The organism is Edaphobacter modestus, assembly GCF_004217555.1.
Lineage (GTDB): Bacteria > Acidobacteriota > Terriglobia > Terriglobales > Acidobacteriaceae > Edaphobacter > Edaphobacter modestus.
Map to the genome: position 1 here is coordinate 4,646,104 of NZ_SHKW01000001.1, position 14,338 is coordinate 4,660,441.

Annotated in this window: 15 protein-coding genes; 7 read left to right on the forward strand and 8 right to left on the reverse strand. The window is 60.8% G+C overall.

Going from position 1 to position 14,338, the window contains the following annotated elements; translation table 11 throughout:
* The first annotated feature begins 4 nt into the window (after positions 1-4).
* A complete protein-coding gene (locus BDD14_RS19630; protein ID WP_130420439.1) occupies positions 5-277 on the forward strand; it encodes a hypothetical protein in 273 nt (90 codons plus the stop codon).
* Positions 278-288: 11 nt separating this feature from the next.
* Here BDD14_RS19630 and BDD14_RS19635 read toward each other — a convergent pair whose 3' ends face one another.
* The 6 genes from BDD14_RS19635 to BDD14_RS19660 form a co-directional block, all read right to left on the reverse strand.
* Positions 289-1,329 carry an NAD(P)-dependent alcohol dehydrogenase gene (locus tag BDD14_RS19635; protein ID WP_130420440.1) on the reverse strand — a complete coding sequence of 347 codons (1,041 nt, stop codon included), beginning with the start codon at positions 1,327-1,329 and terminating at the stop codon, positions 289-291.
* 140 nt (positions 1,330-1,469) lie between these two features.
* Positions 1,470-2,015, reverse strand: a complete 546-nt coding sequence (locus BDD14_RS19640; protein ID WP_130420442.1) for an adenine phosphoribosyltransferase — start codon at positions 2,013-2,015, stop codon at positions 1,470-1,472.
* A gap of 7 nt (positions 2,016-2,022) precedes the next feature.
* Complete coding sequence (locus tag BDD14_RS19645; RefSeq protein ID WP_130420444.1) at positions 2,023-2,304, reverse strand: acylphosphatase; 282 nt, start codon at positions 2,302-2,304, stop codon at positions 2,023-2,025.
* Between the two features lie 101 nt (positions 2,305-2,405).
* Complete coding sequence (gene efp, locus BDD14_RS19650; protein ID WP_130420446.1) at positions 2,406-2,966, reverse strand: elongation factor P; 561 nt, start codon at positions 2,964-2,966, stop codon at positions 2,406-2,408.
* Positions 2,967-3,091: 125 nt separating this feature from the next.
* On the reverse strand, positions 3,092-4,075 hold the full coding sequence (locus BDD14_RS19655; protein ID WP_165420168.1) for a nuclease: 984 nt from the start codon (positions 4,073-4,075) through the stop codon (positions 3,092-3,094).
* Positions 4,076-4,283: 208 nt separating this feature from the next.
* Positions 4,284-4,871 (reverse strand): anthranilate synthase component II, encoded by a 588-nt coding sequence (locus BDD14_RS19660; RefSeq protein WP_130420450.1) that lies wholly within the window; start codon positions 4,869-4,871, stop codon positions 4,284-4,286.
* Positions 4,872-5,075: 204 nt separating this feature from the next.
* On the opposite strand from BDD14_RS19660, the gene BDD14_RS19665 reads away from it, so the two are divergent.
* Positions 5,076-5,360, forward strand: a complete 285-nt coding sequence (locus BDD14_RS19665) for a hypothetical protein (protein ID WP_207231781.1) — start codon at positions 5,076-5,078, stop codon at positions 5,358-5,360.
* Between the two features lie 251 nt (positions 5,361-5,611).
* Here the strand turns inward: BDD14_RS19665 and trpE are convergent, their stop codons facing one another.
* Positions 5,612-7,138, reverse strand: coding sequence for an anthranilate synthase component I (gene trpE, locus BDD14_RS19670; protein ID WP_130420452.1), 1,527 nt, complete (start codon positions 7,136-7,138; stop codon positions 5,612-5,614).
* Between the two features lie 194 nt (positions 7,139-7,332).
* Here trpE and BDD14_RS19675 point away from each other — a divergent pair, with 194 nt between their 5' ends.
* Positions 7,333-8,646 carry a Glu/Leu/Phe/Val family dehydrogenase gene (locus BDD14_RS19675; protein WP_130420454.1) on the forward strand — a complete coding sequence of 438 codons (1,314 nt, stop codon included), beginning with the start codon at positions 7,333-7,335 and terminating at the stop codon, positions 8,644-8,646.
* Between the two features lie 328 nt (positions 8,647-8,974).
* Here BDD14_RS19675 and BDD14_RS19680 read toward each other — a convergent pair whose 3' ends face one another.
* Positions 8,975-10,438, reverse strand: a complete 1,464-nt coding sequence (locus tag BDD14_RS19680) for an Ig-like domain-containing protein (RefSeq protein ID WP_130420456.1) — start codon at positions 10,436-10,438, stop codon at positions 8,975-8,977.
* Between the two features lie 94 nt (positions 10,439-10,532).
* Between BDD14_RS19680 and BDD14_RS19685 the strand changes: the two genes are divergently transcribed.
* The 4 genes from BDD14_RS19685 (at position 10,533) to BDD14_RS19700 (ending at position 14,052) form a co-directional block, all read left to right on the forward strand.
* Positions 10,533-11,171: a hypothetical protein gene (locus BDD14_RS19685; protein ID WP_130420458.1), complete on the forward strand. Its 639-nt coding sequence runs from the start codon at positions 10,533-10,535 to the stop codon at positions 11,169-11,171.
* A 123-nt stretch (positions 11,172-11,294) separates the two neighbouring features.
* Positions 11,295-12,002 (forward strand): CDP-diacylglycerol--glycerol-3-phosphate 3-phosphatidyltransferase, encoded by a 708-nt coding sequence (pgsA, locus tag BDD14_RS19690; protein WP_130420460.1) that lies wholly within the window; start codon positions 11,295-11,297, stop codon positions 12,000-12,002.
* Between the two features lie 36 nt (positions 12,003-12,038).
* Entirely contained in the window at positions 12,039-13,070 is a 1,032-nt protein-coding gene (locus tag BDD14_RS19695) for a uroporphyrinogen decarboxylase family protein (protein WP_130420462.1), read from the forward strand.
* A 205-nt stretch (positions 13,071-13,275) separates the two neighbouring features.
* Complete coding sequence (locus BDD14_RS19700) at positions 13,276-14,052, forward strand: biopolymer transporter Tol (RefSeq protein WP_130420464.1); 777 nt, start codon at positions 13,276-13,278, stop codon at positions 14,050-14,052.
* The last annotated feature ends 286 nt before the right edge of the window (positions 14,053-14,338 follow it).

Sequence of the window (14,338 nt, forward strand, 5' to 3'; positions counted from 1 at the left end):
AGCCATGTTCGCCCGCAGGCTCAGGATCGAACGCATCGACTCCACCGGCGCAGCGAATCCATGCCCCATCCGCTGGATCGACAGCTTCGCCATGCGGAACTTCACCAACGACGCCATCTTCGACGACACGCTTCCTGTCGCGGATGGCCTGCTCGAAGCCGGGTATCGCGTCCCGATCGATCGCCTGGAAAGCAGTATGGAAGACTGGTTCCACCGCAAAAACTACATCGGGCCCGAAGAGCGTCTCCGCGTCTCCGAGCCCGATAAAATACCGTAGTTACTTGGTGCTTACAGCGTCTTCAGGTCCAGAACGAACCGGTACTTCACGTCGCTCTTCAACACACGCTCCCAGGCTTCGTTCACCTTTCCGAAGCTCGTCATCTCGATATCCGAGACGATGTTGTGCTTGCCGCAGAAGTCCAGCATCTCCTGGGTCTCGCGGATCCCGCCGATCATCGAGCCCGAGAAGTTCTTCCTTCCGAGAACCGCAAAAGCGGTGACCGCTAACGGATTTTCCGGCGCACCCACCAGGCACAGCGTGCCATCCCGCTTCAGCAGCGAAAGGTACGTGTTCACATCGTGATCTGCCGAGACGCAGTCCAGGATGAAGTCGAAGCTGCCCGCATGCTTGGCCGCCCATCCCTCTTCCTTCGTGAGGATCACCTCATCGGCGCCCAGCTTCTTTGCGTCTTCGATCTTCGAGGCCGAAGTGGTGAACAGCACCGTCTTCGCTCCGAAGGCGTGCGAGAACTTCAGGCCCATGTGACCCAGTCCTCCCAGGCCCACGATACCGACCTTCTTGCCCGGTCCCACATTCCAGTGCTTCAACGGGGAGTAGGTCGTGATGCCGGCGCACAGCAGAGGAGCCGAAGCCGCAGCGTCGAGGTTCTTCGGGATCGACAGCACAAATCCCTCGTCGACGACGACGTGGTTGCCATAGCCGCCAAACGTGAGCTTGCCGTCCTTGCCGCGCGAGTTGTACGTGAACACCGTCTCGCCGCGTTCGCAGTACTGCTGCTCGCTGTCCTTGCACGACGTGCATTGGCCGCAGGAGTCCACCATGCAGCCCACGCCGACCAGATCGCCGGCCTTGAACTTCGTGACCTTCGAGCCCACACTGGCCACGGTTCCGATCACTTCGTGTCCGGGAACCATCGGGTACAGGGAGTTGCCCCACTCATTTCGTGCCTGGTGAATGTCAGAGTGACAGATACCGCAGAACTGCACGTCGATCAGGACGTCGTTCTCACCTGGCTGCCGATGTTCATAGCCAAAGGGAGCAAGCGACGTCGTCGCCGACTGTACAGCATAACCATTTGTTGCAATCATTACTTTTCTCCAGTTCGTGGGAAGGATACCCATCTCTATGGATGCGTCAATCACGCCAAAGACGCATCGGAAACACACTTGCAACAAAACGGAGACCGATCTCCGTTCTGTTATCTCTTCAGTTTTACTCGTTGTCGCTTTTATTCGTCGTAGTGCAGCAGGCTGAGCACGTCGTACTCCGGAAACTTCGCTCGCCCCTTCAGGAAGTCCAGCTCCACGGCAAATCCCAGCCCTGCAATCACGCCACCCATCTGCCGCACCAGTTGCACTGTTGCCTGCATCGTTCCTCCGGTCGCCAGCAGATCGTCGACGATCACCACGCGCTCGCCCGGTTGGATCGCGTCCAGGTGAATCTCCAGTGAATCCGTGCCGTATTCCAGGTCGTAGCTCACGCGCGCCGTCTTCGCGGGCAGTTTCTTCGGCTTCCGCACGGGAACAAACCCTGCGTTCAACCGGTACGCCAGCGCCGGGCCAAAGATAAACCCGCGCGCCTCGATCCCCAGCACCAGGTCGATATCCTTGCCGATGTAATACGCCGCAAACGCATCGATCAGCTGCGCGAATCCGGTCTTGTCCTTCAGCAGGGTTGTAATGTCATAGAACAGAATTCCCGGCTTGGGGAAGTCCGGGACTGTACGTACAAGCGACTTCAACGGCTCGCAATTGATCAGATTCGAATTCTGCATTCTTCTCCTACCAGGCTCCTTCAATCTCAAACGGTCCCAGCTTCGCGTCTTCTTCGTCAGCCAGGTCCTGCTCCATCACCGCGTCTACCCGGCTCCCGCGTGATCCCTTCCGTAGTGCTGCCTTCAACTCCGCCAGAAGCCCCGCTTCCCCGGAAGCCACTACCTCGACATCCCCGGCATCGGTATTACGAACCCATCCGCGCAGGCCAAGCTCAGCGGCCTCGCGATGGACGAACCACCGATACCCAACGCCTTGCACCCGGCCTTTTACAAGGTAATAGCGCACCATGGAGCTTTCAGTTTCGCAGAGCGTTCCAGCACGCGCAAGCAGCACATCTCAAAGCAAAGAGGCAGAGCCATCCGCTCTGCCTCCTGCGCATCTCCCGACGATTACGCGCGGCTCATGTAGGCGCCTTCCGCCGTATCCACCCGAATCTTCTCGCCCTCGTTGATGAACGGGGGAACCTGCACCACCAGGCCCGTCTCGAGCTTGGCTGGCTTCGTCACGGAGGAAGCCGTCGCCGACTTGATACCCGGCTCCGTCTCTACCACCGTCATCTCCACCACGCCCGGCAGTTCGATACCCACGGCTTTGCTGTCGTGGAAGCTGACGGCAATCGTCAGGTTAGGCAGCAGGTAGTCCACGGCATCGCCCAGCGTCTCGCGCTTCAGGTGTGTCTGCTCGAACGTCTCCATGTCCATGAAGTAGTAATCGTCCCCGTCGTTGTACAGGAACTCCATCTTCACTTCGTCGACCACCACGCGATCGATCGGGTCAGGCGAACGGAATCGCTCCACGAACATTGCGCCGGTGCGAATATTCCGTAGCTTGGCCTGGATAAAGGCGCGGAGATTGCCCGGTGTCCGGTGCTCCACCGAAAACACCAGGTGAAGGTCGTCCTTGAACTTGATAATCATGCCCGGGCGCATCTGCGTTGCGGGAATCGACATTGAAAAACCCCTGATCTTGGCTGAACTTCTGCTTGTTTGAGAGTTTGTCCGGCGGAGGCGCCAGCCTGGCGTCCGATCACCCGAACCTCTATTGATTGTATCGCAGCGGCCTTTCGAAACTGGGCTCAACCGCCTCCGAACAGCCGCTTGAAGAACCTGCCGATCGAATGAAACACATCGGCAGGTGGAGGTGCAGGCGGTGGAGGCGCAGCCTCCGCTCTTCCCGCAACCGCAGTGCTCTCACTCGAAGATGCTGCAGGCGCGCCGTTCGAAGGCACTGCCGGGTTCGTCGCCTCCGCGCTCGCGTTTGCACTCGAACCGGAACCGCCCTCCGGCACCCCCGGCGCACCCTCACCATAGCTCAGCGTCGTCGCAACCTGTGCATGCACCTCGCCCGCAGGCGCCTGCGGAGGTCCGCTCACCGGGGCCAGTCCCGCGCTCTGTGCCGCTGGAAACGGATGCTCGTCTGTTGCCACCTTCGCCGCCACAGCACTTCCCGGTGCAGCTACCGTAGCTCCATTCACTCCTGCGTCAGCCACCGAGATCACCGGAGCTGCCGGGCAGCCGCACGGCTCGCTCTCGTTGTCCACGACCTCTTTCAGGCTTCCATGTTCGAACAGCACATGCTGCCCCGGCTTCACCTCATAGCTCGACTCGCCAAACTGGTCGGCCACATTCAGCACAGGCGCAGCAGCACCGCGATTCTCCACACAGGTATCGCCATTGCGCGCCACGCGGAGCCGCAGATCCAGGAGTCCCTCCGACTTCATCGTGAATCGCAGGTCCGGCGTCATCACCACGTCGCTCGACGTCACCCGCGCCGCCATCTCAATCGCACCGCGATCGAGCGCCAGCATCAGAGGAGCGTCTACCGCGCCCTTGCCCGCAGTCACATGCAGTCCGCTCGTCGAGCACACCCGCACCACCCCGCCTCGCTGCAGCGCCACCTCTGCCGTGTGATCCCGGGCTGTGACGGTCGAAGCCCCCACCAGCAACGCGCGTCCATTCGAAACCTCCAGCGCACCCGCGACTGTAGCATCCGCCACCCCGACCGACCCGATCGGCTGCTGCTGCGCCACTGCCCGAGCACTTGCTATCAATGCCGCCACGCAGCACATCGCAGCCAAGGCTGTTCTGCGGATCCGGGCCGTATTGCAGGAGAAGGTCGTCATTCCAGAAGAAAGGTCGTTATTGGAGGAGAAAGGTCGTCATTTCAGATGAAGGTCGTCATTCTGAGCGATTCACGATGGTCGTCATTCTGAGCGCAGCGAAGAATCTCAGTATTTTGCATTTGCCTAAACCGCTTCGCGGTTAAGCCTACATCTTCAGAAAGTTCGCGATAATCTCTTTGCCGTGCGAGGTCAGCACGCTCTCGGGATGAAACTGCACGCCTTCGATCGGAAGCTCGCGATGTCGCAACCCCATAATCGTCTCCTCGCCTGTCACCGGATCGGTCGTCCGCGCCGAAACCTCCAGCTCCGACGGCAGCCCCTTCGGACTGACAATCAGCGAGTGATACCGCGTGCAGGTCATCCGTGAAGGAATCCCCGCGAAGATAGTCCTGCCATCATGGTCTACCTCGCTCGTCTTGCCGTGCATCAGCTTCGGAGCCCGCACCACCTCGCCCCCAAACGCCGCCCCAATCGCTTGGTGACCGAGACATACGCCAAGAATCGGAACCTTCTGCTCCAGCCTGGCAAAATGACGGATCAGCTCCACGCTGATGCCTGCGTCCTGCGGCGTGCATGGTCCCGGCGAGATCAGGATGTGGTCCGGCTTAAGCGCCTCCACCTCTTCCGGGGTCAGCTCATCATTCCGCCTGACCACCATCTCGGCGCCCAGCTCGCCCATGTACTGCACAAGGTTGTAGGTAAACGAATCGTAGTTATCGAGAACGAAGACCATGGCTCTATGATTCTACGCCGCCGGGGACCGGCCCATACACTCGGGGAAAAGCACCTTCTTCAAGGTGGTCTCCAAAAGTGTCATCCTGAGCGAGTGCAGCGAGTCGAAGGACCTGCGGTGAACCGAGGCTCCTGCTGCCAAAGTTCTTTGAGTGGGCAACGCGCCCGGTACCGCAGTCACTCTTAGCACTTGGAGAGAACGTTCATGCAATTCGACTTCAGCCGCTGGAAACACTTCACTGCCATGGCCATCATCGGAGACGGCGTCATGGGAATGCTCCATCCTCGCCGCGGAGCCCAGGCCTGGCACTATGGCCCCCAGCCCTGGCAAAACCTCATGCAATCGCTTGAAGAACATCCCAATCTCACGCGAATCATCTCTGCCGCACAGGTCGTCGGTGGAGTCCTCTGGGTCCTCCACAGCTCCAAAGAAGCAGATGCCAGCAGCACCCCGGCAAAACTCGAGGACTCATCCCGCAACCTCGCCTGACTGCAAAACTCGAGACCTCATCCCGCGCATCGCCTGGCGTCAGTCCAGTCGACACTCATCTTCTATTTGCCAGAACAAAAAGTGTCCTGTGTGGGAGAAGAAAGTGTCATCCCGACCGGAGCGAAGCGTAGCGGAGGGATCTGCGGTTTTATCTCCCGGCCTGACGGCGAAGATCCGTTTAGGCCGACCGAACCATTGTATGGCGACTAATTTCCGCGCCCTTCAAAGCTGGATGCCCCATCCCTCATCCCTCATCCCCGCGCCCTCTCAATCGCCCTAACCACAGCCTGCGCCTTATTCCCGCACTCCTCGAACTCCTTCACCGGAACCGAATCCGCCACAATCCCCGCACCCGCCTGAATGTACCCACGCGGTCCGTCCATATACAGCGTGCGGATCGCGATGCACGAATCCAGATTGCCGCTGAAGTCCGCATACAGAATGCTTCCGCCATATACCCCGCGCCGCGCCGGCTCCATCTCCTCGATAATCTCCATCGCCCGCACTTTAGGCGCTCCGCTCAGCGTGCCGGCAGGGAAGCACGCACGAAACGCGTCAATCGGAGCCAGATCCTCGCGCAATTGCCCTTCCAGCGCGCTCACCAGGTGCATCACATGGCTGTACCGCTCCACGAACATCAGGTCCTTCACCTTCACCGATCCGAACTCGCTCACGCGACCCACGTCGTTGCGCCCCAGATCCACCAGCATGATGTGCTCTGCGCGCTCCTTCTCATCGTTCCGCAGCTCCGCCTCGATCCTGCGATCCTCCACCTCATCCGCGCTCCGGTGCCGCGTTCCCGCAATCGGCCTGTACTCCACCTCGCGCCCATGCACCCGCACCAGCAGCTCCGGCGATGAGCCCACGATATGGTGAGCTACAGGCTTCTTTGTCGAAGCCTTCTTCTTCAGTCCCTCTTCCAGCCCGAACCGCAGAAAGTACATATACGGCGAAGGATTCACAATGCGCAGCGCCCGATAGATCTCAAAGGCGTCCACTCCCGGCTCGCAGTCGAACCGCTGCGACAGCACGCACTGAAACACATCTCCCGCCGCAATGTACTCCTTCGTCTTCTCGACGGCTTTCAGGAACGTCGCCTTTGAAGTCCTCGCCGTCAGCTTCAGCTTGCCCGCAGGCTTCTTCTTTTTGAACGCAGGTAGAGAGCCCATCAGCCTCTTCTCCAGCCGGTTCAGCCGACGCACCGCGCGGCCATAGGCTCCTGCGCTCTTCTCTCGCGCCAGGTCGGTGGTGACGATCAGGTGAATCTCCTTCTTCACATGGTCGAAGACCAGCACCTGATCGAAGAACATAAGGCAGGCATCCGGAACCCCCAGCTCATCCTTCGCTTTCGCCGGCAGCTTCTCAATCTGGCGTACGACGTCATAGGCAAAGAATCCTACTGCCCCTGCCGTAAACGGAGGCAGCCCCGAAAGCCTCGCCGGCTTGTGACCGCTCAGCGCCTTCTTTAATTCCTCGAAGACATCTCCGGTAAACCGGCGCTCGCTCCGTCCTTCGCGAATCGTAATCTCGTTACCGCGAGCGACCATCTTCTTGTATGGCTCGATCCCGATAAAGGTATATCGGCCCACATGTTCGCCGCCTTCCACTGACTCCAGCAGAAACGCCTCCGGCTCCTCTGCCGCGATCCTCAAAAACGCCGAAACCGGCGTCTCCAGGTCGGCGGCCACGGTCCTGTAGACCGGGACCAGCGTATGTGAGCGGCAAAGCCGCAGAAAATCGCGCTCCAAGGGAAGGGAATTTGTGGCGGATACAGGCATGATTGCCTCCATCATACCCGTGCATCGCTCCACCTCCCCGGCTTGCCGGGTCCATGGCGGACGTGATACGCCACCCGCTTTCGGTGCATTGAAACCCCCGTCGGCACGTCCTATACTCAGCAGGTTTGGCCACCGACCGGTCTGGCCAAAGCGTATCCTTGCTTTCGTCCCGGAGTTACCGGGGGAGCAAAACGATGGCCGGAGAATCGCTGATACCACGAACCTTTCACAAGGAAACAACCATGCAAACCCTCACCCTCGAGCAGGAGACCAACCCCTGGGAAGCCCAGGCCGCTCGGTTCGAATTCGCTGCCAAAAAACTCAACCTCGACAAGGGTCTATGGAAGGTCCTCAGCCAGCCCTCCCGCGAGATCATCGTCCACATCCCCGTCAGCATGGATGACGGCTCCGTCGAGGTCTTCACCGGCTACCGCGTCCAGCACTCCGTCGCCCGTGGCCCCGGCAAGGGTGGCATCCGCTACTCCCCCGACGTCTCCCTCGACGAGGTCCGCGCCCTCGCCTCCTGGATGACCTGGAAGTGCGCCGTCGTCAACATCCCCTTCGGCGGAGCCAAGGGCGGAGTCATCTGCGATCCCAAAAAGCTCTCCCAGGGTGAGCTCGAGCGCATCACCCGCCGCTACACCGCCGAGCTCATCGAGTTCCTCGGGCCTGAAAAAGACGTTCCTGCCCCCGACATGGGCACCGACGAGCAGACCATGGCCTGGATCATGGACACCTATTCCATGCACATGCGCCAGACCGTCAACGCCGTCGTCACCGGCAAGCCCGTCAACCTCGGCGGCTCCCGCGGTCGTACCGCCGCCACCGGCCGCGGCCTCTCCGTTGTCTGCGACGAAGCCCTCAAGACCCTCAACATGCCCGTCGAAGGGTGCCGCGTCATCGTTCAGGGTTTCGGCAACGTCGGCTCCAACGCCGCCCGCCTGCTAGCCGATAAGGGCTACACCATCATCGGCATCGCCGAATACGACGGCGGTCTCTACAATCCCGACGGCATCGACATCCACGCCCTCCTCGAGCACCGTAAGCGCGCCCGCACCATCGTCGGCTTCGCCGGAGCCGAGGCCGCCGACAAGGACGAGCTCCTCACCTACGCATGCGAGATCCTCATCCCCGCGGCCACTGAAAACGTCATCACCAGCAAGAACGCCGACAAGCTCCGCTGCAAAATTCTCTGCGAAGGTGCCAACGGCCCCACCACTCCCATCGCCGACGACATCTTGGCGGATAAAAAAGTCTTCATCATCCCCGACATCCTCGCGAACGCCGGTGGCGTCACCACCAGCTACTTCGAGTGGGTCCAGGACCGCATGGGCTACTTCTGGACCGAGGCCGAGGTGAACCAGCGCCTCGACCACATCATGACCGAGAGCTTCCGCGACGTCATCACCTACGCCCAGAACCACAACGTCAACAACCGCATCGCGGCCTACATGCTGGCTATCGACCGCGTAGCCTACACCACGCGCCAACGAGGCATTTACGCCTGACCGAAGATTCTCACGCACCAAAGGGCAGCCGGGAAAGGCGGCTGCCCAAGGGAGAGAAGTGAATGGAACCGAAGGTCCCGCCATCAGCCCCACTCCGAAAGTCACGCCTTCAAAGCCCACACTGAAGTCCCGCCATCAAGCCCCAAAATCGTCATTCTGAGCGAAGCGAAGAATCCCTGTATCTTCCCATAGCGCCGAAGCCCTCTCCGTGTTACGGAAGCTTTAGCCGGGTGCCGGGTGCCCCATTCATGCAGTTTCATCGCATGAGTGGGCCATTCGAGCGAAGCTCGAACCGCCTTGCCTTAGGACACAACTTCAGCCGCTGAGGTCAAGGCGTAACCACCAGCTTCACCTTCTGCGAAACCTGCGTGCCACCCATATTCCCCGTCACTGTAATCGTGTAAGTCCCCGGACGAGTCCCCAGGTCCGTACAATTTCCCGTCCCGCACCCCGTCATCGCTCCCATCGCCAGCACCGTGCAGACTACAGTCAGCAATCCCCTAACCGCCCGCCGCCGCCCCGGAACCAGCAACAGCAGCAATCCAGCCACCGGCAGCAGCGCACTCTTCGCCGGAGCCCCATAGGGCGTCGACGCCCCACAATCCCGCGGGGCCGACGTAACAATCCTTAGCGTGGCCGTGCCTGCGCCCGCCGCCGCACCCGAGCTGCCCGAAACATAGGAGCACGAAGCCTCCTCCGGCAGACCGCTGCAGCTCAAGCTCACCGCCTTCGCCGCTCCCGATCCCCCATTCACCAACACCGGAACGCTCACCGTATCTCCTGCGGCCACCGTGATTGTGCCGGCGTCGATCGTCAATCCCGCCGGAGGTCCCTGTCCCGCCTGCTGCTGATTCACTACCACCGTCAGCGCCGCCGATACACTCCCCGCCGTCGTCCCATCCCCCGCATACTGGGCAACGATGCTGTGGCTCCCCACACTCAGCCCCGACGTGCTCCACGCCGCCGCTCCTGCACTCACCACCGCCGACCCCAACACCGCTCCGCCGTCGACAAACGACACCTTCCCCGACGGAACAGCCTTCCCCGAACCCGCCACCTTCGCCGTCAAGGTCACACTCGCGCCCGCAATCACAGGATTCGCACTCGCCGCCAGCGTAGTCGTCGTCGCCGCCAGCGTGCCTTGCACCGTCTCGTGCAGCACCGCACTCGTCGACCCCAGCGAGTTCCCATCCCCCGCATACACAGCCGTCACCGCATGGTCTCCCGCCACCAGCATCAGCACCGAAAGCGCCGCCGTCCCGCTCCCGTTCAGCGTCGTCGAGCCCATCGCAACCGTTCCATCCAGAAATGTCACCATCCCGCTCACAGGCCCGTGCGCCCCGGCAACCGTTGCGGCATAAACCGCTCCGCCGCCAACCGCCACCGGGTTCGCCGAGCTCGCAAGCGCCGTCGTCGTTGTATCCTGCTTCACCGTCACGGTCACCGCATTCGACGTCGCTCCCGCGTGCGTCGCATCGCCCGAGTAGACCGCCGTAAACACATGCGTTCCTGCCCCGAAGCCCTTCGTCGCGCTCTCCGCGCAACTCACTCCATTGGCCAGCGTCAACGTACAGAAGCTCGTGGTCCCGTCATAGAAGGTCACCGTTCCCGTCGCCACCGACCCGTCGCTCGTCGTCACCTGCGCCAGCCCGTCGATCGCCTCCCCATAAAACACCGTCAGCGGAGTCGTCACCTCCAGCGCAACCGTGCTCGGAACCTTCGTCACCGCTCCCGCGGGAGACGAAACCAGGCAGAGCATCATCATCTTTACAGCCAGCTTGCGGATCGACATAGAGTTCTTCGGTCAGTCGAGTCTCTTATCGGCATCCCAAACCCAACGAACAGCCGCCGGAGTAGAATTCCTGCGCAACACAAAGGAGGCGGGAATGCGCGCACGCTCCACGGTCCTCTCGGCCATCATCGTCCTCGTCGGCGCCCTCGGATTCGCCAAGGGAAAGAAGGACATCCTTCCGCCTTATGTCCTCACCGCCCGCACCGTCTCCGTCGTCATCGATCCCAACGCCGGCTTCTCCATCGACGACGATCCCAACGCCAACCAGATCGCCCGAAGAGACGTCGAGGCCGCCCTCCTCAGCTGGGGAAGACTCGAGCCAGCCCTCGCCGGTCAACCCGCAGACCTCATCATCGTTATCCGCCGCGGACACCATCGCCTGGTCAGCGAAACCATACCCGACCCGCGCCAGAACGACCGCATCGGTGGCATCAACAGCTCCGACAGCGCCACCCAGATCGGTGGCCGTCAGGGGCCCCCATCCCAATCTCCCGATTCTGCCACCCTTCCCGGCTCCCGCTTTCCCCAGTCGGTCCCCACCCCCCAAACCGAGATCGGTGGCCAGGATGACTTCTTCGCCGTCTACAACGGCAGCGTCCCCAAGCCCCTCGACGCTCCTCCTGCCTGGAGATACGTCTCCCCCGACGGTCTTCGCTCCCACTCCGTTCCCGCCGTCGCCGAGTTCCGCAAAGCCCTCGCCGCAGCAGAAAAGGCGGCCGCAAAAAATCCATAGCTGCGAAAATCTACCGGCTTCAGTCACATTCCTGCCACGCAGGCTCCCTCCCTGCTGTGGCAGAATTGATGTCATCGACCTCCCGGCGCGCGAGTCCGCAAGTGCGCTCTAGAAGACCGTGCGATGAATCTCCCTAACTCCATCACGATGAGCCGGATCGCAGCCATCCCGCTGCTCATCTGGATTCTCTCGCCCGCCTTTCCCCTCCACGGTCATGGCCACACCGGCCTGCGCGGCGGCGAGCAGGAGATCATCGCCTCCATCGTCTTCATCCTCGCATCCATCACCGACGGGGTCGACGGCTACCTCGCCCGCAAACGTGGCCAGATCACCACCATGGGCATGCTCCTCGACCCGCTCGCCGACAAGCTCCTGGTCTCCGCCGCCTACATCGTCCTGGTGGCCTACAACCCGCGCATCGTCCCGCCCTGGATCGCCGTCCTCGTCATCGGCCGCGAGTTCCTCGTCTCCGGCCTGCGTTCCATCGCCGCCACCGAGGGCTTCACCATCGAGGCCTCCGAGATCGGCAAGCTCAAGACCGTCATCCAGATCGTCTCCGTCGTAGCCGCCATCCTCGCCCACCGCTGGGACTACTGGCTCTGGTTCCCCAACTTCCACGGCGGCTTCGTCATCGCCGTCCGCTTCATCGCTCTCACGGCTATCTACTGGATGACCATCGTCTCCATCATCTCCGCGGTCGACTACTTCGTAGGCTTCTGGAAGAAGATCGATCACGCCTCTGAGACCAAGCGCAAACGCCGCAGCTTCGTCCTCAGCCGCAAAGCCAAACCCAGCCAGCCGTCACCCGAGCATCCTTCGCGCATCAGCTAACCCCAGGAAGGTTTAAGAAACGCCAGGAGATTCCCGATGAATCGTCGCAGATTCTTAACCTTCTCTGTAGCTCTTGCAGGACACGCTCTTACTCGACCAATTTTTGCAAAGAGTGCAGGAGATCCGACCGTCTCGCATAAAGAGCGAGTAGACCGTGCGCTCGCCGGAGAGAAGCTCGACCGTCCCCCGTTTACCTTCTATCACCACTACAATCGGCCCACAGCGGCCCTCGAGGCTGCAGACCACCTCTCCTTTCATCGCGCCTACAAGACCGACATAGTCAAAGTGATGAACGACTTCGCCTACCCCAACTCGAAAACAGGCAACTGGTACGAACTGAAGTCGGTCGATTCTCCCTACCCCAAACAGCTGGAGACACTGAAGCTGGTGCGTGACGGGCTCAGGGGCGACGCCTACTTTATAGACACTCTCTACGGACCGTACATGACCGCCATGATCATGTTTCAGTCTCAGCCTCAGTTCGCCAAACTCAGTCAGGCAGAGGGTGAGAAGAAGGTCATTCCTGCGATCGCGGAGTTCCAGCGACAGCACCCCGATGAATGGAATGCTGCTCTCGAAGCCATCACGCAGTCGACCATCAACCACATCCATCGTTCGCGAGAGATTGGAGCCTCCGGTGCTTTGGTCAGCCTCTTCAATACTGCATCGAACTATGGATCAATAGACGACTACAACCGCTACAGCCGTCCCTATGACAAGCGTGTGCTCGATGCGCTTGCAGGGACGAAATTGACGATCCTGCATCTGCACAACCTCGATCGCAAATATCTGGGACAGTTCACGGATTTCAATGCTCCGGTGCTTCAGTATTCCGTGAAGGAAAGCGGCATCCCGATAGCCGAAGCTCGCAAGGTGTACTCACAGGTCATCGCTGCTGGTGTGGATGAGATCGATTTCCGAAGACTGACGACCGAAGAGATGCGTTCGCAGTGGGAGGCGGCACGAGCAGCTGCGGGAACCAAATACATCGCGATGCCAGGCTGCTCTGTTCCAAACGATTCGACGACGGAGGAACTGGCGCGGTTTCCGCTCTCCTTCGGAGTCTAAAGATCCGTTGTCCTTCTCTTTCTAGCGATTGAATTTTGAAGGTTCGTCCAGGTGCCGGGTGCCCCATTCATGCGGCCTTATCGCATGAGTGGGCGATTCGCGCAAAAGCGCGAACCAAAACCTGCCGATCGCAGGACTGGATTCGCGGGTTACTGAAAACCTCAAACCAAATGGGGAACAGCAACTTTGCTAAAGTTCTCCTGCCATGAAAATCCTCTTCACCCTCGCACTTTTAGCAACAACCCTCCACGCCCAAACCCCCGAAGTCCCCGACTGGGCCCAGCCCGGCTCCCCCACCCATAAACAGGTCCCACCTCCAGCCGACTTCCACCGCCCCAGCCGCAACTTCAACACCCCCATCGGCCTCTTCCAGGGCCAGTCCGACATCGGCGCCGCCGTAGTTCCCGGCTTCGCCAGCTATGACCCCGCGACGAAGCAGTACACCATCCACTCCGCCGGCTATAACATCTGGTACTCCCGCGACGAGTTCCGTTTTCTCTGGAAGAAAGTCTCCGGCGACGTCTCGCTCGCTGCCGACGTCACCTTCCCCGACCCCAAGGGCTACAACGACCGCAAGGCCGTCCTCGTCATCCGCCAGAACCTCGACGACGACTCCCCTGAAGCCATGGCCGGCGAGCACGGCACAGGCATGGTCCACCTCGCCGTCCGTCCCACCCGGGGAGCGAACTTCCGCGACTACGAGTACCGTCTCGCCGCCGTCGGCCTGCCCTCCAGCCCCAACCCCTCAGCCCGCGTCGACATTCTGCCCAAACGCATCGGCGTCGAAAAGCGCGGCGACCAGATCGCCCTCTACATCTCGCTTGAAGGCGAACCCCTCCACCAGTTCGGCCCACCCATCCAGCTTCACTTCGACGGTCCCTTTTACGTAGGCATCGGCTTCACCTCTCACCTGCCCGCCACCCTCGACACCGCCATCCTCTCCAACGTCGTCCTGGAGAACGCCGCCGGCAAGGTCCACTAGGAAGAGAAGTATGAAGAAAGAAGAAGAGAGGGAAGGCGCAGAAGTGAGCTACCAAAGTGAGGTCTCATCCCCCGTGAGATGTCATCCCAACCAGTACGGTGCCACCCATGAGTTGTCATCCCGACCAATGCGTGTCACCCATGAGTTGTCATCCCGACCAATGCGGTGTCACCCATGAGTTGTCATCCCGACCGGAGCGAAGCGGAGTGGAGGGATCTGCGTTCCTCCTCCCACAGCCGAAACACCTTCCAAACCGTCATTCTGAGCGAAGCGAAGAATCTCAGTA